Annotated in this window: 21 protein-coding genes; 1 reads left to right on the forward strand and 20 read right to left on the reverse strand. The window is 28.0% G+C overall.

Features of this window, described 5'->3' with window-relative positions; all coding sequences use genetic code 11:
- Positions 1–37: 37 nt before the first annotated feature.
- The 19 genes from CLTHE_RS15240 to gpr form a co-directional block, all read right to left on the reverse strand.
- Positions 38–2,104: an HD family phosphohydrolase gene (locus CLTHE_RS15240; protein WP_080024143.1), complete on the reverse strand. Its 2,067-nt coding sequence runs from the start codon at positions 2,102–2,104 to the stop codon at positions 38–40.
- A gap of 28 nt (positions 2,105–2,132) precedes the next feature.
- Entirely contained in the window at positions 2,133–3,257 is a 1,125-nt protein-coding gene (gene yqfD / locus CLTHE_RS15245) for a sporulation protein YqfD (protein WP_080024144.1), read from the reverse strand.
- Positions 3,250–3,540 carry a sporulation protein YqfC gene (yqfC, locus tag CLTHE_RS15250; protein WP_080024145.1) on the reverse strand — a complete coding sequence of 97 codons (291 nt, stop codon included), beginning with the start codon at positions 3,538–3,540 and terminating at the stop codon, positions 3,250–3,252. The genes yqfD and yqfC overlap by 8 nt, the downstream gene beginning before the upstream one ends.
- 148 nt (positions 3,541–3,688) lie before the next feature.
- Positions 3,689–4,141: a GatB/YqeY domain-containing protein gene (locus CLTHE_RS15255; protein ID WP_002597938.1), complete on the reverse strand. Its 453-nt coding sequence runs from the start codon at positions 4,139–4,141 to the stop codon at positions 3,689–3,691.
- A gap of 30 nt (positions 4,142–4,171) precedes the next feature.
- Positions 4,172–4,348 (reverse strand): 30S ribosomal protein S21, encoded by a 177-nt coding sequence (gene rpsU / locus CLTHE_RS15260; protein ID WP_002597939.1) that lies wholly within the window; start codon positions 4,346–4,348, stop codon positions 4,172–4,174.
- 125 nt (positions 4,349–4,473) lie between these two features.
- Positions 4,474–4,815, reverse strand: a complete 342-nt coding sequence (locus CLTHE_RS15265; RefSeq protein ID WP_080024146.1) for a histidine triad nucleotide-binding protein — start codon at positions 4,813–4,815, stop codon at positions 4,474–4,476.
- A 32-nt stretch (positions 4,816–4,847) separates the two neighbouring features.
- Entirely contained in the window at positions 4,848–6,155 is a 1,308-nt protein-coding gene (gene mtaB, locus CLTHE_RS15270) for a tRNA (N(6)-L-threonylcarbamoyladenosine(37)-C(2))-methylthiotransferase MtaB (protein ID WP_080024147.1), read from the reverse strand.
- On the reverse strand, positions 6,156–6,902 hold the full coding sequence (locus CLTHE_RS15275) for a 16S rRNA (uracil(1498)-N(3))-methyltransferase (protein WP_080024148.1): 747 nt from the start codon (positions 6,900–6,902) through the stop codon (positions 6,156–6,158).
- 12 nt (positions 6,903–6,914) lie between these two features.
- Positions 6,915–7,856: a 50S ribosomal protein L11 methyltransferase gene (prmA, locus tag CLTHE_RS15280; protein ID WP_080024149.1), complete on the reverse strand. Its 942-nt coding sequence runs from the start codon at positions 7,854–7,856 to the stop codon at positions 6,915–6,917.
- Between the two features lie 140 nt (positions 7,857–7,996).
- Entirely contained in the window at positions 7,997–9,124 is a 1,128-nt protein-coding gene (gene dnaJ, locus CLTHE_RS15285; RefSeq protein ID WP_080024150.1) for a molecular chaperone DnaJ, read from the reverse strand.
- A gap of 105 nt (positions 9,125–9,229) precedes the next feature.
- Complete coding sequence (gene dnaK, locus CLTHE_RS15290; RefSeq protein ID WP_080024151.1) at positions 9,230–11,086, reverse strand: molecular chaperone DnaK; 1,857 nt, start codon at positions 11,084–11,086, stop codon at positions 9,230–9,232.
- A 67-nt stretch (positions 11,087–11,153) separates the two neighbouring features.
- The gene (gene grpE / locus CLTHE_RS15295) at positions 11,154–11,735 is read right to left on the reverse strand and encodes a nucleotide exchange factor GrpE (protein WP_080024152.1); all 582 of its coding nucleotides are present in this window, start codon (positions 11,733–11,735) and stop codon (positions 11,154–11,156) included.
- Positions 11,736–11,759: 24 nt separating this feature from the next.
- On the reverse strand, positions 11,760–12,791 hold the full coding sequence (gene hrcA / locus CLTHE_RS15300) for a heat-inducible transcriptional repressor HrcA (protein ID WP_080024153.1): 1,032 nt from the start codon (positions 12,789–12,791) through the stop codon (positions 11,760–11,762).
- Positions 12,792–12,950: 159 nt separating this feature from the next.
- Entirely contained in the window at positions 12,951–14,078 is a 1,128-nt protein-coding gene (gene hemW, locus CLTHE_RS15305; protein WP_080024154.1) for a radical SAM family heme chaperone HemW, read from the reverse strand.
- A 70-nt stretch (positions 14,079–14,148) separates the two neighbouring features.
- A complete protein-coding gene (locus CLTHE_RS15310; protein ID WP_080024155.1) occupies positions 14,149–14,586 on the reverse strand; it encodes a hypothetical protein in 438 nt (145 codons plus the stop codon).
- A gap of 192 nt (positions 14,587–14,778) precedes the next feature.
- A complete protein-coding gene (gene lepA / locus CLTHE_RS15315; RefSeq protein ID WP_080024225.1) occupies positions 14,779–16,584 on the reverse strand; it encodes a translation elongation factor 4 in 1,806 nt (601 codons plus the stop codon).
- A 145-nt stretch (positions 16,585–16,729) separates the two neighbouring features.
- A complete protein-coding gene (locus CLTHE_RS15320) occupies positions 16,730–17,080 on the reverse strand; it encodes a hypothetical protein (protein WP_080024156.1) in 351 nt (116 codons plus the stop codon).
- A 60-nt stretch (positions 17,081–17,140) separates the two neighbouring features.
- Positions 17,141–18,208 carry a stage II sporulation protein P gene (locus CLTHE_RS15325; protein WP_080024157.1) on the reverse strand — a complete coding sequence of 356 codons (1,068 nt, stop codon included), beginning with the start codon at positions 18,206–18,208 and terminating at the stop codon, positions 17,141–17,143.
- Between the two features lie 66 nt (positions 18,209–18,274).
- Positions 18,275–19,249 (reverse strand): GPR endopeptidase, encoded by a 975-nt coding sequence (gene gpr / locus CLTHE_RS15330; protein ID WP_080024158.1) that lies wholly within the window; start codon positions 19,247–19,249, stop codon positions 18,275–18,277.
- 174 nt (positions 19,250–19,423) lie between these two features.
- On the opposite strand from gpr, the gene rpsT reads away from it, so the two are divergent.
- A complete protein-coding gene (gene rpsT / locus CLTHE_RS15335) occupies positions 19,424–19,687 on the forward strand; it encodes a 30S ribosomal protein S20 (protein ID WP_080024159.1) in 264 nt (87 codons plus the stop codon).
- An 85-nt stretch (positions 19,688–19,772) separates the two neighbouring features.
- Here rpsT and holA read toward each other — a convergent pair whose 3' ends face one another.
- Positions 19,773–20,813: a DNA polymerase III subunit delta gene (gene holA / locus CLTHE_RS15340; protein WP_080024160.1), complete on the reverse strand. Its 1,041-nt coding sequence runs from the start codon at positions 20,811–20,813 to the stop codon at positions 19,773–19,775.
- Between the last annotated feature and the right edge of the window lie 9 nt (positions 20,814–20,822).

The raw sequence follows: 20,822 nt of genomic DNA on the forward strand, positions 1-20,822 counted from the left end.
TGTTAAAAGGGGAAGTTTCAAACCTCCCCTTTTTTTATTATTTTAAAGTTTTTACTTTTTCTGTTGGATACTCAATTCTTTGATGATATATCCCATTTAAAGCCTTAAGGAAGGATTTTCTTATTTTCTCTAAATCTTTTAATGTTAAATCACAATTGTCAAGTTGGCCTGAATATAATTTATCTTTTATTATATTATTTACCATTTCTTCTATCTTTCCTTTACTTGGCTCTGATATTGATCTTACAGCTGCTTCTACACTATCAGCAAGCATTAATATTCCTGATTCTTTACTACTTGGAATAGGCCCTGGATATCTAAAATCTTCTTCTTTAACATCATCTGGATTTTCTGTTGAGTTTTTCATTTTATAATAAAAATATTTTACTAATGTAGTTCCATGATGCTCTACTATCATGTCTTGAATTATTTTAGGAAGTTTATATTCTTTTGCAAGTTCAAGACCATCTTTAGCATGTGAAACTATTATTAAAGTACTTAAATTAGGCTTTATTTTATCATGTGGATTATCTTTTCCTAATTGATTTTCTTTAAAGAAATATGGTCTAATAGTTTTTCCAACATCATGATAATAAGCTCCTACTCTAGCTACAACCGGATTAGCTTTTATATCTTCTGCTGCCATTTCAGCTAAATTTGCGACTAACATACTATGATGATAAGTTCCTGGTGCTTCCATTAATAATTTTTTTAATAATGGACTATTTGGATTTGAAAGCTCTAACAATTTTAGATTTGTTACTATATCAAATCCTGATTCAAAAAATGGTAAAACTCCAATAGCTAAAATAGATGATAATACTACTCCTACAGCTGAAGCCATACTTAATAAAATTATTTCACTTAAATTGTTTGATAATAATACTCCAGTTGAAAAAGTTAAAAATGCACTCATTATTATAAGCCCTATACTTGAATACAAAATATCATTTCTTTGCTGCATCTTTCTTAATGAAGTTGCACCAATTATAGAATTTAATATTCCAAGCATAATAATTTGAGGATTAAATCCAACTAGCGCTCCTATAATTATTACATCTAAACTTGTAACCATCATTGACAATCTATAATCTACAAGGAGAGTTAAAAGTATCGGTGCACATGCTAAAGGAATAGCAAAAGGTGTTATTATTCCTATAGCTCTTGCAACTATAAATGCCATAATACTTATAGTATTTATCATTATTAACATTTTTTCATTTTTAAAAACTTCTCTATGATTTTTATAAATATAAAAATGCTTTATAAAAATTATAAGTGCTGCAAATATTGCAATAACTACATAAAGAATAAATATACTTCCACCACCACTTTGATCTAAAAGTCCTAAATCTTTTAATATAGCTATCTGTTCTGCTGTTACTGGTTCTCCTTCTGTGACAATTGTTTGGTTCTTTTTTACTATAACCTTACTAACTGCTTTCTCTGCTTCTTGTATCGCTTGTTCAGTCTTTTCTTTGTCATAGAAAAAGTTAGGTTGTATCTTTGGAATTATCATTTGCCTTAATACATTTTTTACAGCTAAACTTGTATCTACTTCATTTATTTTTTCTTCTGCAATTTCTATAGCATTGTTTAAACTTGTTGGGTTATCTGCAGCTATATTATTTGCATATGCAGCTGATACAATTGACTTAACAGCAAATTTTAAATCTTTAATTTGATTTTGAGATAAATTTAATAAAGTTTTATAGTTTTGTTCTGTTAAATTTGTATTTTCTATACTTGAAAGAATTTTTAATTGTTCACTTTGAGTACTTACATTAGTATCTACATCAAGAACTTTATTTAATATTCCAATTAGATTTTCTTCTAGTTGAGGTTCAACCTCACTTTTTAATGTATATTGTTTATCTACAGCTTTTGCTGCTTCTTCTTCTCTTTTCTTTGTAGCAATTTGATCTACAGTATCTCTAGGAGCTTTAATAGTAACCTTTGCTATATCTCCTTCTTTTAAATCATATTCTTTTGGCGCAATTGCTGATATAAGTAATCCATATATAACTAGAAAACTAATTATATACATAAGAATTCTAATATTTTTTTCTTTTAAGTCTATATTAAATTTTATCCTTTTTTTCAATTCTCCACCTTCTCATCAAAACGCTGAATTACCTATGGGCTATATTTTGCTCCACAGTAAATTGTCCAATTATTTTTATCTTTCCATCCCCTAATTCTAAAACCTCATCTTCTGTATCTATTATTTTAGCATCTATCGGTAATTCTTTTTGTAATAACTTTTTTAATGACTCTAATGAACTTTTTATTTTTTCCTCTTTATTTACATTTATTTTTCTTTCTTCTTTTTCATAATAAGTAACTTCCTTTATTAATCCATCATTACTCTCTATTTTATCATAATTTTGGAATGAATTAGAGGATTTTTTCAAATAAATTTTCTTTCCCCACATATCTAAATAAATATCATTATCTTTTTTTCCTGTTCTAACGCTCTCTTTTCCTGATATTAATACTTCAACTTCTTTTGTATAAAAAGTGTTGGCTAATACACTTCCATCTGCTTTTGTTTCAAAGGCTGTATCTCCAGTTCCATTAATCCCTTCTATTAATAAATCACCTTTTCTTACTATATCTCCTGGCTTAGCTACTGCTGTTCCATTTTCAGCATATATTCTTTTTATCTCACCATCCATTTTTGCATAAACATTTCCTTCTTCTACATTTAATCTCTCTGGTGGATTAACTTTTTCTTTTAAACTTATCTTAAGTGTAGATCCTTCTATTCTCGTTCTTATCCATAAAACTTCATCACATCTATTTTCTATTTCTTTCTCTATTTCATAAACATTTATTTTATTTTTTTGCATTCCCTGTTTAATACCTAATTGATTAAGGATTTCTCTTATTTCAAAAGGAGATAAATTTTTTTCTGTTTCTATATCTATGGCCCAAACAAAACTAGATAAAATAAATATTATTACTAAAAACCCTATTCCACTTACAAAAAAACTCAAACTTTTCTTTATTCTTTTAATTTTTATTATGTTCCCCATTTCTCTTGTTATTCTTATTTTTCCACCACATCTTTTAACTATTTTTTGTATGTCTTTATAATACTCATAAAATGTCTCAAAAGATATAAGTACTTTATTAATTTTTCTTACGTTACTTAATGGAATTCCATTTCTTGTACATAAATTTAGTATTTCTTCTATTTTTATTGCATTTATTTCTACTTCTATTTTATATCTAACTAAATTCTCTTTATTCATGGCTCTTTTCTCCATAATATATAGTATTAAAAGTTCCACTTACTATTATAGTTTCTTCTTCTATATACAGTATTTCAAGTCCAGTTCCTTCTATGGTTAATTTTCCAATAGTTGAATTTAAAGATATAAAATTATCATCAAACTTAATTATTCCTTTATGATTTTCTATATTTATTTCTTCTTTTCCTATAATTGTTATTTTAGGTTCTCCAGTCATAACTTCCTTTGGCAAATTAAGTTTTTTTATTACTTCATTTTTTCTATTTTTAAATTTATTTTCCATAAAATCTCCTTTTATTATTTCTATCATAGTAATCTATGTTAAAATAAAAAATTTTATGAATAATTTTAAACTAAAAAAATAAGAGATATAAAGTTTTCTTTATATCTCTTACAAAAATAACAAAAAGGGCTCATAATGAACCCTTTTGCTATTTATTACTTAAATAATCTTTAACTATTTGACTTACAAGTTTACCATCAGCTTTACCTAAAGTTTTAGGTCTTACTAATGCCATTACTTTTCCCATGTCTTTTATGCAATTTGCACCCGCTTCTTCTGCTGAGTCTTTGACTATTTGTAATATTTCTTGTTCGCTTAATTGCTGAGGAAGGTAATCTAGCAAGATTTTAATTTCTTCATTAGTAGAATCTACTAAATCTTGTCTGTTACCTTTTTCAAACTCAAGCACAGCTTCTCTTCTTTGCTTGACTTCTTTAGCTAATATCTCTATAGCCTTTGCATCATCAACAACTATTTTATCAGTTTTTTCAACTAATAATATTGCTGCTTTAGCACTGCTTAAAACATTAGCTTTAAACTTCTCTTTTGCTTTTAAAGCATTTTTCCAATCATTTTGAAGTCTGACTTTTATTTCTGGCATCTATTTCATACCTTCTTTCAAAAAGAAATCCTATTTGAACTTTCTCTTTCTAGCAGCTTCTGATTTCTTTTTCTTTTTTACACTTGGTTTTTCGTAGTGTTCTCTTTTTCTTACTTCAGTAAGAACTCCAGCTCTAGCACATTTTCTTTTAAATCTTCTTAATGCACTTTCAAGAGTTTCGTTTTCTCCAACTTTTATTTCTGACATTCATTATCCCTCCCTCCGCTAGCTTAAATTAATAAATTCAACTCAGCTACGGGCTTAATAACACACGCTAAATTATACAACATTTGCATAAGGTATGTCAATAATAAGATTTAACTTATTTTTCTTTAGCCTGGTGGCCATTTTAATTCTCTTCCACCTAAGACATGAAAATGTAAATGTTCTACAGTTTGCCCACCATCTACTCCACAGTTATTTACTACTCTATATCCTGTTTTGTCTATGTTAAGCTCACTAGTTAGTTTATTTATAATTTCAAATATATGTGATATATATTTGGAATTTTCATTATTTATATAATTTGCACTTTTAATGTGCTTTTTAGGAATTACTAAAAAATGAACTGGTGCTTCTGGATTTATATCATAAAAAGCATATACCATATCGTCTTCATATATCTTTTTTGATGGAATTTCTCCATTTATTATTTTACAAAAAATACAATCCAATTTTTTCACCTCCTTAAAATTCTAGTACTATTCTATTCTACCACGTTTCCTATAGAATAGTCACCCTTCTCTTCTAAAATTTTCACATTTATAATTTTTCCTATTTCTTTTTCGCTTATTCCTTTTACATGAACTTTAACATAATTTCTTGTATATCCTTCATAAACTCCTTCTTCACCTTTAACTTCTTGTTCTATTAAAACATCCATTGTTCTACCAACTAAAGCTTTAGTGAATTCTCTTTCATTTATCTTATTTAAAGCTATAAGCTTCTTACTTCTCTCTTCTTTTATCTTTCCATCTATTTGATTTTCCATATCATGTGCTTTTGTTCCTGTTCTAGGACTAAATTTAAATATATGAGTTTTTGTTAACTTATTTCTTTTTAAGAATTCATAAGTTTCATTAAACTCTTCCTCAGTTTCACCTGGGAATCCTACTATTACATCTGTAGTTATAGAAACATCCTTTAAATTATCTCTTAATACTTTTACTATTTCTTCATATTCATCAGCTGTATATCTTCTGTTCATTCTTTTTAAAGTACTTGTACATCCACTTTGAAGAGAAAGATGGAATTGTGGACAAAGCTTCTTCATATTTTTAATTTTTTCTACTACTTCTGGTGTAAAGAAAGCAGGTTCTATTGAACCAATTCTTACTCTTTCTATACCATCTATATTTTCTATTTCCTCTAAAAGAGAAATTAATGTAACATTTCCTTCTAAATCTAATCCATATGAAGCTGTATGTATTCCAGAAAGAATTATTTCTTTAAAACCATGTTCTGCTAATTGTTTTATTTCATTTAAAACTACTTTAAAATCTTTTGAACAAACAGCGCCTCTTGTATAAGGAATTAAACAATATGTACAGAATCTATTACATCCATCCTGTATTTTTAAGAAAGCTCTAGTTTTTTCTCTATAATCTTCAATTTTTAAATTTTCAAATTTTTTATTTTTTAAAACTCCTGATACTTCTATTTGAGGTTTTTTTTCTTCTCTTGCTTTATTTACAAAATAAACTATATCACCTTTATTTCTTGTTCCTAAAACAACATCTACACCTTCTATAGAAGAAACTTCTTTAGGCGCAATTTGTGAATAACAACCAACAGCAGCTATTATAGCTTCACTGTTTTGTCGTCTTGCTCTTCCTATTATTTGTCTTGATTTCTTATCTCCCATATTCGTTACAGAACATGTATTTATTACATATACATCAGCTTTTTCTGAAAAATCTACTACTTCATATCCTTCTCTAATAAATTTTTCTGTCATAGCTTCTGACTCATATACATTTACTCTACAACCTAATGTTGCAAATGCTACTTTCATTTATATTCCTCCTAAATCACCAAACTCATATTGAACTAGTGAAGTAGCTGTAAAACCTGCTGTTTCTGTTCTTAAAATTCTACTTCCTAAAGTGATAATATATGCTCCATTATCTTTCATTATTTCTATTTCTTTTTCTTCAAATCCACCTTCTGGACCTATAACTATTCCTATTTTAGATATTTCAGTTTTATCTATTTCTTGCATAAGTCTTTTTATGCCAAAATTTTCTGCATTTTCATATGGAACTAAAATCAAATCAAAATTTTTCATTTCTTCTACTAATTTATCCATTGAAATTGGCTCTAAAACTTTAGGTATAATACTTCTTTTACTTTGCTTGCATGCTTCTAAAGCTATTCTATTTAATCTATCTAATTTTTTAAAATCACCTTTTAATTTAACATCTACTCTTTCAGTTAAAAGTGGTTGAAAAGTTTTTATACCTAATTCAGTTCCTTTTTGAACAATTAAATCCATCTTTTGTGATTTTGGTAAACCTTGAAAAAGAGTTATTTCTACTCCACTTTCATTATCAATATCAAGTTTTTCTATTATTTCTAATTCTACTTCAGTTTTTGTAATATCAGTTATCTTCGCTAAATATTCATTTCCATTACAATCATTTAATTTAACTTCTTCACCTTCGGATAATCTCAGAACCTTATATATATGCTTTACGTCATCTCCTACTATTTTAGCTTTATTTTCTATAATATTATGGTCTGATGTAAAAAACTTGTGCATAAAAGTTCCCCCTTATTTTAATTTGGCTACTATACAATTCCATTCTCCATCTTTATTTATTTCTTTAACCTCAAACCCTGATTCTTCTAATTTAGAAGTAACCATTTCAACTCTATCATGAATTATTCCAGATGTTATAAATAATCCATCCTCTTTTAAAACTCTCTTAACATCATCAATTAGTATGCAAATTATTTCTGCTATTATATTCGCAACAACTATATCTGCTTTACCATTTATAACTTCTACTAAATTACCATAAAGAATTTCTATATTATCTAAATTATTGTAGCTTACATTTTCTTTTGCTGATTCTACTGCAACTGGATCTAAATCAACTCCTATAGCTTTTTTAGCCCCTAATTTTGCTGCACCTATAGCAAGTATTCCTGAACCACAACCAACATCAAATACTGTACTATCTTTTTTTACATATTTGTCTAAAGCTTTTAAACACATACTAGTAGTTTCATGATCTCCTGTTCCAAAAGCCATTCCTGGATCAAGTTCTATAATAAGTTCCCCTTCATTTGCTTTATACTCTTCCCATATAGGTTTAACAACTAATTTATCAGTTATTTTTGAAGGCTTATAATATTTTTTCCAGTTATTTGCCCAATCTTCTTCATGAGTTTTTTCTATTTCAACAGCTCCTTCCCCTACATCTATTCCAAAGCCTTTAAGTTCTTCAACTTTTTCTTTTACATAAGCTAAAATCTCTTCTAAATTATCTTCTTCAGCAAAATATCCTTTTACTACTGCATATTCACCTTTATGTTCTAATACATTTATATCTGCAAAATCCCAAGTTAATGGACCTTGTTCTCTTCCTAATATATCATTTGGATCTTCAATAGAAACACCTTTGCAATCTAGTCCATAAAATATTCCTGAAATAGGCTCTAATGCCTCACTAGTTGTTTTTATCTTAATTTCTGTCCATGTTCCTTCCATTATCGTCATTCCTTTCATTAATTCTGTTTATACTAATAATTTATTTTACACTTATGTAATGTTTATGTCTAGTTTTCTTATTAACATAAAGAAAGGTAGTTAAAATATTAACTACCCCAACTTAATATCTAATTTTTATTTTATCTAAAAAAACCTTTTTTCTTGCTTGGCTCACTAGAAGCTTCTTCTCCAGTTGCTTCCATAAATGCCTTCAATGCATTCTTAGCTTTTTCATTTAGATGTTTAGGAATATCAACTATTACTTTTACATATTGATCTCCTCTACCACTTCCTTGAACTTTAGGAATTCCTTTTCCTTTTAATCTAAATACAGTTCCAGATTGAGTTCCTTCTGGGATTGTGTATTTAACATTTCCATCTATTGTTTCAACAGTTATTTCTGTTCCTAAAGCAGCCTTTGCCATACTTATATGTGTTTCAATATGAACATCTGCTCCTTTTCTTGTGAATACTTTAGATGGAGTTACCATAATTTTTATATAAAGATCTCCTGCTGGACCTCCATTTATTCCTTGCTCTCCTTGTCCTCTAAGTGGCATAACATTTCCTGTATCCACACCTGCTGGAACATTTACTTTTATTTTTCTATTTTTTCTAACTCTACCTTTTCCTTTACAATCTGTACAAGGCTCTTCAATTATTTTTCCTGTACCATGACATTTATCACATTCAGAATTAGTTACGAAATTTCCTAAAGGAGTTTGTCTTTGAACACGAACTTGACCTGTTCCACCACAATTTGGACAAGTTTTAGGAGATGTACCTGCTTTTGCTCCACTACCACTACATGTTGAACAATTTTCAGTTCTTGTTACTGATATTTCTTTCTCAATTCCTCTTATAGCTTCTTCAAAAGTAAGTCTTATAGTATACTCAAGATCTGCTCCTCTTCTAGGACCATTTCTTCTTGAACTTGAAGATCCACCTCCAAATCCGCCTCCAAAGAAACTATCAAATATATCTCCCATATCAAATCCACCGAAGCCTCCACCACTGAAGCCTCCACCGAAACCTGAACTTCCATCAAAATCAGCAGTTCCAAATTGGTCATATCTAGCTTTCTTTTCTGGATCTGAAAGAACTTGATATGCTTCATTTATTTCTTGGAATTTCTTTTGCGCCTCATCATTTCCTTGGTTTTTATCTGGATGATATTTGATAGCTAATTTTCTAAAAGCTTTTTTTATTTCTGCATCACTTGCACCTTTTTCTAAGCCTAATACTTCATAATAGTCTCTTTGTGCCATTTCTCTATTTCACCACCAAATTAATTTTTAAATTTATAAAAGGGAAGACGACTAATCTGCCTTCCCTTTAGTATTATATAAGAATTTATCTATTCCTTACAAGGATTATTTGTCATCTTCTACTTTAAAGTCAGCATCTACTACATTGTCATCATGTGGTGCACTTTGAGCTCCAGCATTAGCTCCACCCATGTTGCTTGGATCAAATCCTTCTGCTCCTGGTGCTCCTTGTTGACCATATAATTTTGAAGATATTGCATAGAATTCTTGAGTTAAATCTTCAACTGCTTTTTTAATTGCTTCTAAATCTTCTCCATCTTTAACTGCTTTAACATCAGCAAGTTTAGCTTCTATTTTAGCTTTGTCATCAGCAGAAACTTTATCTCCTAATTCATTTAAAGTTTTTTCTGTTTGATAAACAACTTGTTCTGCATTATTTTTAACTTCTATAGATTCTTTTCTCTTCTTATCTTCTGCAGCAAATTTTTCTGCTTCTTTTACAGCCTTATCTATTTCATCATCGCTTAAGTTAGTTGAAGCTGTAATAGTAACATTAGCTTCTTTACCAGTTCCTTTATCCATTGCTGATACTTTAACAATACCATTAGCATCAATATCAAATGTTACTTCGATTTGTGGAATTCCTCTTGGAGCTGGAGCTATTCCTGATAATGTAAATCTTCCTAATGTTTTATTGTCAGCTGCCATTTGTCTTTCACCTTGAACTATGTGAATTTCAACTGAAGTTTGACCATCTGCTGCTGTTGAGAACACTTGGCTCTTTTTAGCTGGAATAGTTGTATTTCTTTCGATTAATGGAGTTGCTACTCCTCCTAAAGTTTCAATTCCTAATGTTAATGGTGTAACATCTAGTAATAATACATCTTTAACTTCACCAGTTAATACACCTGCTTGAACAGCTGCTCCAATAGCAACACATTCATCTGGGTTAACTCCTTTTGAAGGTTCTTTTCCTGTAAAGTTTTTAACTGCTTCTTGTACAGCTGGTATTCTTGTTGAACCACCAACTAATATTACTTTATCAACTTCATTTATTGAAAGTCCTGCATCACTTAATGCTTTTTTCATTGGCTCAATTGATCTTTGAACTAAGTCATGAGTTAATTCATTGAATTTAGCTCTAGTTAAGTTTAAATCAATATGTTTTGGTCCTGTTGCATCAGCTGTTATAAATGGTAAATTTATATTTGTTTGAGTTGATGATGACAATTCTATTTTAGCTTTTTCAGCAGCTTCTTTTAATCTTTGAAGTGCCATTTTATCATTTCTTAAATCAATTCCATTTTCAGCTTTGAAAGTATCTGCTATGAAGTCCATGATTTTATTATCAAAGTCATCTCCTCCAAGTTTTGTATCTCCATTAGTTGATAATACTTCGAATACTCCATCTCCAAGTTCTAAGATAGATACATCAAAAGTACCTCCACCTAAGTCATATACTAATACTTTTTCATCTTTATCAGTTTTATCTAAACCATATGCAAGTGAAGCTGCTGTTGGTTCATTTATAATTCTTAATACTTCTAATCCTGCAATTTTTCCTGCATCTTTTGTTGCTTGTCTTTCAGCATCATTAAAGTATGCTGGTACAGTAATAACTGCTTGAGTTACTGGCTCTCCTAAATAAGCTTCTGCATCTGCTTTTAATTTTTGAAGTATCATTGCTGATATTTCTTGTGGTGTATATTCTTTGTCATCAATTTTTACTTTATAATCAGTTCCCATATGTCTTTTTATAGAGATTATAGTTTTATCTGGGTTTGTGATTGATTGTCTTTTAGCTACTTGCCCAACTAATCTTTCTCCATTTGCTTGGAAAGATACTACTGATGGAGTAGTTCTAGCACCTTCTGAGTTAGTTATAACTACTGGTTCTCCACCTTCCATTACTGATACACATGAATTTGTTGTTCCTAAGTCAATTCCTATTATTTTTGCCATAATATATTTCCTCCTCAAAAACAGGTATCCCTGTCTAAAATTCTTTATTTATTCTAAATTATTTTTACTAATTAGCTGTTTTAACCATTGAGTGTCTTATAACTTTATCTCCTCTTTTGTATCCCTTCATAAACACTTCTACTACAACATTAGTTCCAAGTTCAGGATCTTCTATATGCATTATTGCATTATGGAAATTTGGGTCAAATCCTTCACTAGTTTCTATTTCTGTAACACCAAGTTTTTCAAGAGAATTTTGGAATCCTTTTAAAGTCATTTCAACACCTTGTTTTAATGCTTCAATATTTCCTTCAGCTGCAATTGCTCTTTCTATATTATCAAGATTTGGAAGAATTTCTTTTAATACATCTACACAAGCATCTGTATATATCCCTTCCTTTTCTTTAGCAGTTCTCTTTTTAAAATTTTGATATTCAGCTGTTTGTCTTAAATATTTATCTTTTTCAACTTCAAGCTCTTCCTTTAGTTTTTGAATTTCTTCTTTATATTTCTTAACTAAAGAAAGTTCATTTTCTTCTGAATTTTCTTCTTTTGTTTCTTCAACTACTTCTTCTTTATTTTCTTCTACTGATTCTTCAATTATTTCTTCATTTAAATCTTTTTCTAGCTCTTCTTTGTCTTTACTCATTCCAGTAACCACACCTCTTTTTCTTTATTTATCAAAATTCCCTTTAAGAGTATTATTTAATTCTTTCATAACTTGTGCCATAATAGCCACAACTTTTGAATAATTAATTCTTCTAGGTCCTATAAGACCTATAGTTCCTTTTGCACCATCTCCTAGCGAATATTCAGCTGATATGATGCTACACTCTTTTGCTTCAGGAATAAAATTCTCTTCACCAATTTTAATTGTTATTTCATTATTTGGTTCTATAAGTTCAAGTACACATTCCTTATCATGAAGTAGAGAAAGTATTTCTTTTACTTTATCTATGTCATTGTATTCTGGATAATTAAATATATTTGTTGTTCCTTCCATAAATACTTCTTTTGAATCTTCTTCTTTTAAGCATGTGTATAAAGTTGGTAACATCGCATTAAAAAGCTCTTCATGACCATTTAAATCATTTCTTAAATTATTTATTACCTCTAAATTTATTTCATCTATAGTTAAATTCTTAAGTCTATTGTTTAATACTGTATTTAAATTAACTATATCTTCTTCTAAAGGCATTTTATTTACTTTTATTAAATGATTTTTTATTATCTCACTGTCAGTAATGACTACAAAAAGTAAATTTTCTTCATCAACTTTTATTATTTGTATAGATTTTAATCTACACATTTTCATTGATGGAGTTTTTACAACACAGGTTAAATTAGTTAATTCTGAAAGTAATGCACTTGCATTTTTAACTATTTTACTAACCTCTAGCATTGCAGAATCAATTACATACTCTTTTATACGAAGTTCTTCCTCCTTACTTAGAATTGAATTTCCCATCATACTATCTACATACATTCTGTATCCTTTGCTTGATGGGATTCTTCCTGCTGATGTATGAGGTTGTTCTAAAAGCCCCATATCTTCTAAATCAGCCATTTCATTTCTAATCGTTGCAGGACCAACTCCTAAGTCGTATTTTTTAGCGATTGTTCTTGAGCCAACAGGTTCTCCTGTATTAATGTAATCATTGATAATAGCTTGAAGTATTTTTATTTTTCTATCATCAATAATCATAACATCACCTCTTATTGTTAGCACTCATTACTGTCGAGTGCTAATGACTATATTTAAAATATATTCTTCATGAGTAAATTTGTCAATAATATCTTATTTATTTTTAGCTAATTATTTTAAATTAAATAGATTTTACTCCGTTTTTCTTCATTTTTCTAATTATTTTATGAAATCACTTAAAACATAATTTGAAACTTCTATTCCTTGTTTCGTTAACTTTAACCTTTCATTAGTTTGTATCATTAGGCCCTTTTTTATGTTAGAAATAATTTCATTTTCATAAACTTCTTCTATATCTAAATTAAATTTATCTTTAAAATCTCTTTTATCTATTCCCTCTAACATTCTAAGGCCTAAAAAAATATATTCTTCCATATTCTCTTTTTTACTATTTTCTAATATTTCTTCAAAAGCTTTTTTATTAATGTTTATATTATCTATATACTTTTTAACATTAGATATATTTTTTATTCTTTTATTATTTATAAATGAACTTGAAGAAGATCCAACTCCTATATAATCCTTAAGTTTCCAGTATCCTATATTATGAAAGCATTCATTATTAGACTTCGCATAATTTGAAAATTCATATTGCTTATAGCCATTTGATTCTAATATTTCTTTTCCTATTGAATACATTGCTCTTTCTTCTTCTTCGCTTGGAAGATTCAAAATATCTTTTTCATACATGTTATAGAATGCTGTTCCTTCTTCTATTATTAAGCTATAAAATGATATATGTTCAGGATTTAATTTTATAATGTAATTTAAGGTCTCTTTTAATTCATCTAACTTTTGATTTGGAAGTCCAAACATTAAATCTATATTTATATTTTTAAATCCTATATCTCTTGCCAGTTTAAAATTCTCTTCAAAGGTTTCTAAAGTGTGTATTCTTCCTATTTCTTTTAATAAATTGTTGTTTGTTGTCTGAAGCCCAAAGCTTATTCTATTTATTCCTCCTTCTTTCATAATTTCAAGTTTCTCTTTATTTATAGTTCCTGGATTACATTCTATTGTTTTTTCGGCTCCATGAACAAATTTTACATTTCTCAAAATATTAAAAAGTTTTCTTAATTCTTCTTCTGTTAAATAACTTGGAGTTCCTCCACCTATAAAAAGTGAACTAAATTCTATATCTTTACATCTGGACTCTATTTCTATTTTTAAAGCATTTAAATAATCTTCTCTTAGATATTCTATGTTGGCAAAAGATGGGAAATCACAATAAAAACATTTTTGTTTGCAAAATGGAATATGTACATATAATAATGTTTCTTTTTTCATACTTTAATCTCCTTTCTTAATAAAAAAGGTGTATCAATATAGATACACCCCTAATAATAATCATACTATATTAAAATAACTTTTCAGCTTCTGCTTCTAAATTTATTTCTTTTCCTTCAGTTTTTATAACAGATACTTTATGTATATTTTTAAAATTATAGAAGAAGTTTGCAAATGCAATTTTCTTTGCTCTAGTTATTCCCAAATCATTTGCTACTTTATCTAAGTAATCTATTTCTTGTTCTTCATAATTTCCATCAACAAGAGCAAGACCTAATAATTCAAAGTAAGCTATTTTTTTTATTCTATCACTAGATTGTTTGAAATTATATACAACTTCTGCATATGTCATTTTAGAAAAATTTTCTTCTTTTATTTCTAATTCATTTAAATATTCTTTTATTAATTTTTTTTCATTTCTAGCTATTACTTTATCTACATCTGCTAACATATATATTAAATTAGCAAATGCCCTTTTTTCATTTGTATTAAATTCTTTTAAAAACATTTTTTGTCCTCACTTTCACTTCCTATATCTTAATTTTACTATAAATTTTTTTCTAAATCATTCATTTTTTTAATTTGTAACTATTTTATCATATTTTCCATATTTTATGCCTATTGTATTATTTATTCATTAATATTTGATTAAAAAATAAAAGAGATGTTCTTAAAACATCTCTTTTATTAAAAATTAATTCTAATCTACTTTTAATATTGACATGAATGCTTCTTGTGGAACTTCTACTGATCCAACCTGTCTCATTCTCTTCTTTCCTTCTTTTTGCTTTTCTAAAAGCTTTCTCTTTCTTGAAATATCTCCACCATAACATTTTGCAAGAACGTCTTTTCTCATAGCTTTAACAGTTTCTCTTGCAATTATTTTTGAACCAATTGCAGCTTGAATTGGAACTTCAAACATTTGTCTTGGAATTATTTCTTTAAGCTTTTCAGCAATACCTCTACCTTTATGGTAACTTCTTTCTTCTGGCACTATCATTGAAAGTGCATCAACAATATCTCCATTTAGAAGTATATCAAGTTTAACAAGTTTTGATCTTACATAACCTTTAAATTCATAATCAAGAGATGCATATCCTCTTGTTTTTGATTTTAATGTATCAAAGAAATCATAAACTATTTCATTTAATGGAATATCATAATTTATTACAGCTCTAGTTTCCTCCATATATGTCATATCTATATATGTTCCTCTTCTTTCTTGACAGAATTCCATAACTGAACCTACATATTCTGTTGGAGTAATTATTGAAGCTTTTACTATTGGCTCTTCCATATAATCTATTTCTGTCATTGGAGGAAGATTAGTTGGGTTTGTAATATCTAATTCTTCACCATTTGTTTTTCTAATTTTATATATAACTGAAGGTGCTGTTGTTATAATATCAAGATTAAATTCTCTTTCTATTCTTTCTTGAATTATTTCCATGTGTAATAACCCTAAAAATCCACATCTGAAACCAAATCCTAAAGCTATTGATGTTTCTGGTTCAAAATTTAATGCAGCATCATTTATTTGAAGTTTTTCTAAGGCTTCTTTAAGCTCTTCATATTTTGCTCCATCTACAGGATAAATTCCTGAATAAACCATTGGTATTGCTGGTTTATATCCTGGAAGTGCTTCAGCTGTTTCATTTCCTTTTTCAGTTATTGTATCCCCAACTCTTGCATCTTTTACATTTTTAATTGAAGCAGTTACATATCCAACATCTCCTGCTCTTAATTCATTTGTTGAGAAAAGTCCAGGTGTAAATACTCCAACTTCTGTAACATCATAAGTTTTATCTGTTGCCATAAATTTTATTTTTGTTCCTGGTTTAACTGTTCCATCTATTACTCTTATATAACAAACAACACCTTTATATGTGTCATAATATGAATCAAATACAAGAGCTTTAAGAGGAGCATCTTCGTCTCCTGATGGAGCAGGTATATCTCTAACTACAGCCTCTAAAACCTCTTCAACATTAAGCCCTGTTTTTGCTGAAATCATAGGAGCTTCATCAGCTGGAATTCCTATTACATCTTCTATTTCTTCTTTAACTTCTTCTGGTCTTGCTGAAGGTAGGTCAACTTTATTTATTACTGGTGATATTTCTAAATCATTATCAAGTGCTAAATAGCAGTTTGCAAGTGTTTGAGCTTGTATTCCTTGTGTAGCATCTACAACTAAAACTGCTCCTTCACATGCTGCTAAACTTCTAGAAACTTCATATGTAAAGTCTACATGTCCTGGAGTATCTATAAGATTTAAAATATATTCTTCTCCATTTTCTCTTCTGTAAATAAGTCTAGCTGCTTGTGATTTAATGGTGATTCCTCTTTCTCTTTCAATCTCCATATTATCTAAAACTTGCTCTTCCATTTCTCTTTTTGTAAGAGTTCCTGTAATTTCTAATAATCTATCCGCTAGGGTTGATTTACCATGGTCTATGTGCGCAACAATTGAAAAATTTCTTATAAATTTTTGTCTATCATTTTTCATATATATTAACTGCCCTTCTCTATGTATTAAGCAGTTCATTTCACCCCCAAATTCTAAAATCAAGCTAAATTATATCATACTTCTTTTAAAATGTGTGAGTTATTTTATAATATAAGTAAACTGCTTTTTTTAAATTTATATGTTTTTAAAGTATATTTTCACTTATAAATGTATCAAGACTTTCTGTTATATTTATTATTTTTTCTTTAATTCCTTCTAAAAATTCAGATTTTTTCTTTATTTTTAAATTTACATCACCAAATTTTATCAATCTCCCATCTTCTTCATCATATATTTTTACCTTTGCTTTATCTTGAATAAAATTTTCAAAATCTTTTCCAAATTCTGAACTTACCATTTGGAAATTATCTTCTGATGAAATTCCTATTGGAGATAACGCTTTCGTATTTTCTACATTTATTTCTGTTAAAAATATAAAAACAAGACCTATTAGTAAAATCGTATATAAAGTAAACCAAAAATTTCTACTTTTCATAAAAATAATCCTCCTAAACCTATATGTTTAGAAGGATTGACAATTTTAACCACTTATATACTATTTATTGTTAATATACTCTGCAATTATCCTAGCTATATATTTTCCAGTATTTTGCGCTTCTTGTGAAGTATTTGAATTTGCTCCAACTTCAATAAGCACTGAATTCTTAGCTATTTGTTGTGCTAATCCATACTTTCCATGATTATATGTCATTGGCTCACTTTGTCTTGTTAAACCTGGAAATAGCTTATCTGAAATTTTTATCATTTCTCTTGCTACTTTATCATTATAAGAGAAAAATGGTGAACTTTTACTATTTACAAACATTATCTTAGCTAAATCATCTCCATTTATTTTTGTATAAAATGGTGCTTTAAGTGATAAATCTTTAACCCCATCTCTATGAATATCTAAAACTAAGTCAAAATCATTTCCATATTTATTTACATATCTTTTTATAGTTTCTTGAGTTCTTAAATAAGCTCCATTATATGAAATATCATGTACAGTTTTATCATGTATAACTTCAATTCCATATTTTTCTTTCAATTCTTTTGCTATAACTTCTACTACTCCAACTACATTATGTTCTGAATTAGTTGTAAATTTTTTAGAATCTGAATAATTTTCTGTTGAGTGAGTATTATATATTAAAATTTTAGGTTTACTATTTTTTAATTCTTCTTTTAACTTTTCATTATAAGGACCTTTTTCATTTTTATCATATTTTGAAACTGCTTCATCACCTAATTTAAAATCATCATAATTAGGAATATCATTTTTTGCTATAGTACTATTTGTTTTTACAAGAGGTAATTCGCCATTTAAAATAGATTGAGGTCCTATTTCTGATAATCCAATCGCTTCTAATGCTACATTTTTAAGTGACATTTCACTTTCTGCATAATCTTCTTCATCATAAGTTAATTCTTCCACTAGTGGTAATCCATAGTTTAACATCTGTACATAAGCTAAACCACCTCTTTCAAAGCTATTAGCCATTACATTAAAGCATCTACCAAAAAATATTAATAATATTATCAATAATCCTAATATACTAAAATCTAAATTAAATCCTTTCTTTTTTCTTTTACTATTTTTTACTCCTAACGCTTCTGAACTCAAGTTAATCCCCTCCCTGCTTCTTTCTAAATATATGAGAGAATTAACATAATTATTATACTTTTTTTATTAATTCATAAATTTATTTATTTCTTCTACATCCAAATTAGGCTGTATTCCAATATTTATGCTCTTTGAGATTATTTTTGAAAATCCATCAATAACTAAGTCAACTTCCTTTGGAGTTACCATAAGCTGACCTAAGTAAGGTTCTAATAATTCTTTAATAAGTCTACTCTTCTCTTCTTTATCAAGTTCAATTAATTCTTTATAAAATATACTTCCTTTTTCAGTTTGATTTAAAAGTTCATCTATTATTAAATCCATACTATCATTAACTATAGTACTTGCATCAACAACAGTTGGTACTCCTATTGCAATAACTTTAACTCCAAGATTTTCTTCATTTATTTTCATTCTATTATTTCTAACTCCAGCTCCTGGAGAAATTCCTGTATCACTTATTTGAATAGTTTTATTTATTCTTTCTACTTTTCTAGATGCCAATGAATCAACACAAATAACAACTGAAGGTTTTATTTTCTGTACAATACCTTTAATTATTTCAACTGTTTCTATTCCTGTTATCCCCAAAACTCCTGGTGCTATTGCACAAACAGAGTTTATTTCTTCATCAAATTGATCTGGCATTAGATTTTTTAAATGTCTAGTTATCATTATCTTTTCCATGACTTTTGGACCTAATGAATCAGGTGTAATTTTCCAATTTCCAAGACCTACAACAAGAGCTGTTTTTTCTTCATCTGTTCCAATTAATTTTCTTAATATTTGTCCCCCTACAAGTGCTACCTCTTCCATAAGTTCACTATCATAAACTGTATTTTCAGATATATCTAAAGTTATATAATTTCCTATAGGTTTCCCAAGTTTTTTACTTCCTTCTTCATTTAGTACTTTTATGCTTGTTATTTTTATATTTTCTAACTCTTTTTCCTCTAAAATTATTCCATCTATTTCTTTTTTGTTTATTTTTTTATAATTTTCGCTAACCTCTACAGCTAAGTCAGTTCTTATGTTAAGCATACTTTTTCTTCCTCCTTATTAACCTATTTAAAATTATTTTTCCTTTTTGTTTGAATTTAATACTTGAATATATAATATTTCAATGCTATAATATGGTTTGTTGAATGTACACTCGACGTAGATTGCTTTTAATCTACATCGAAACCCTATAAAATCTAGAGGGGGTGAAATTGAATGGCAAACATAAAATCAGCAAAGAAAAGAATTAAAGTTACTGAAACTAAAACTTTAAGAAATAGAATGGTTAAATCAGCTTTAAAAACTGCTATAAAGAAGTTTGAAGCTGCAGTTGAAGCTAACAACGCTGAAGAAGCTAAAACTTTATTTGTAGCTGCTACTAAATCTTTAGATATGGCTGCTTCTAAAGGAGTTCTTCACAAAAACATGGCTGCTAGAAAGAAATCAAGATTAGCTGCTAAGTTAAATGCTATGGCATAGTATATAAACCGACCTATGGTCGGTTATTTACTTTTATAGCACTAATTACATAAAAATACCTTGCATTATTAATGCAAGGTATTTTTTATTTTTTCGCAAGTGCCATATTTAAAATTAATAATTCTAATTCCATCTTTTTATCTCTACTAGTTGTTTTAAGAGACTTTTCTGTATCAATACAATGTTTCATACTTTCTTTTAATTGATTAAAAGAAAATTTTTTACTTTGATTAACCGTTTTTTCTACTACAAATCTCGGAAGTCTAGTTATCTCTTGAATATTATCTATTGACTTACCCTCTTTTAATAAAAGTTTATAATCATAAAGCTTTTTTATTTGGTTTTCTATAGACACTAATATAAGCATATGTTGATCAGCTTTAAATAAAAGTTCATTTACTATTTTTATAGCTTTTTCAGTTTTCTTTTGTGCTATAAAATCTACTAAATCAAAAACATCATCTTCATTTTTATTTAAAACCATTTTATCTATGTCTTCTCTTTTTATTTCTCTTCCATTTGTATAATCAATTAATTTTCTAACTTCTTTTCTAGCTATCTCCATATTCATAGGAATTTTCTCTGCATAATATTTTAAATTAATATTATTTATTTCTCCTCCCATTTCTTTAAACATGGAATCCAACCTTTTATAAAATCCATCTCTTCTAAGTTTTTCAACTTGAACAAGGGTTGTTACTTTTTCTAATCCCATAAAATTTTTATTTCTTTTTACGTTTTCTCTTTTATCGCCAAAAACATAATACATAATAAGTATTGTAGTAGGAGGTATATCTTTTAAATATTCTTTCATTAGTTTATAGAAAGCTTTTCCTTGTGAATCAGTTTTTTCTTTTAAAAATGGACATCTATATAATAAAACTACTTTTTTTTCACCCATGAATGGAAATGTCTCGCAAGCATTTCTAACTTCTTCAAATTCACATTTTCCACCATCAAATTTTTCAAAGTTTAAATCATCTTGCCCACTTACGTATTTTTTTATTATTTTATCTATACCTTCTTTTATTAATTCTTCATCAGGTCCACAAATAACATACGAATTTTTTTCTTTCCCATTCTTAATATCTTTTAAAACAACATCTAAATTTACCAAATTAATCACCTAAAACCT

This window comes from Clostridium thermobutyricum DSM 4928 (assembly GCF_002050515.1).
Taxonomy (GTDB): Bacteria; Bacillota; Clostridia; order Clostridiales; family Clostridiaceae; genus Clostridium; species Clostridium thermobutyricum.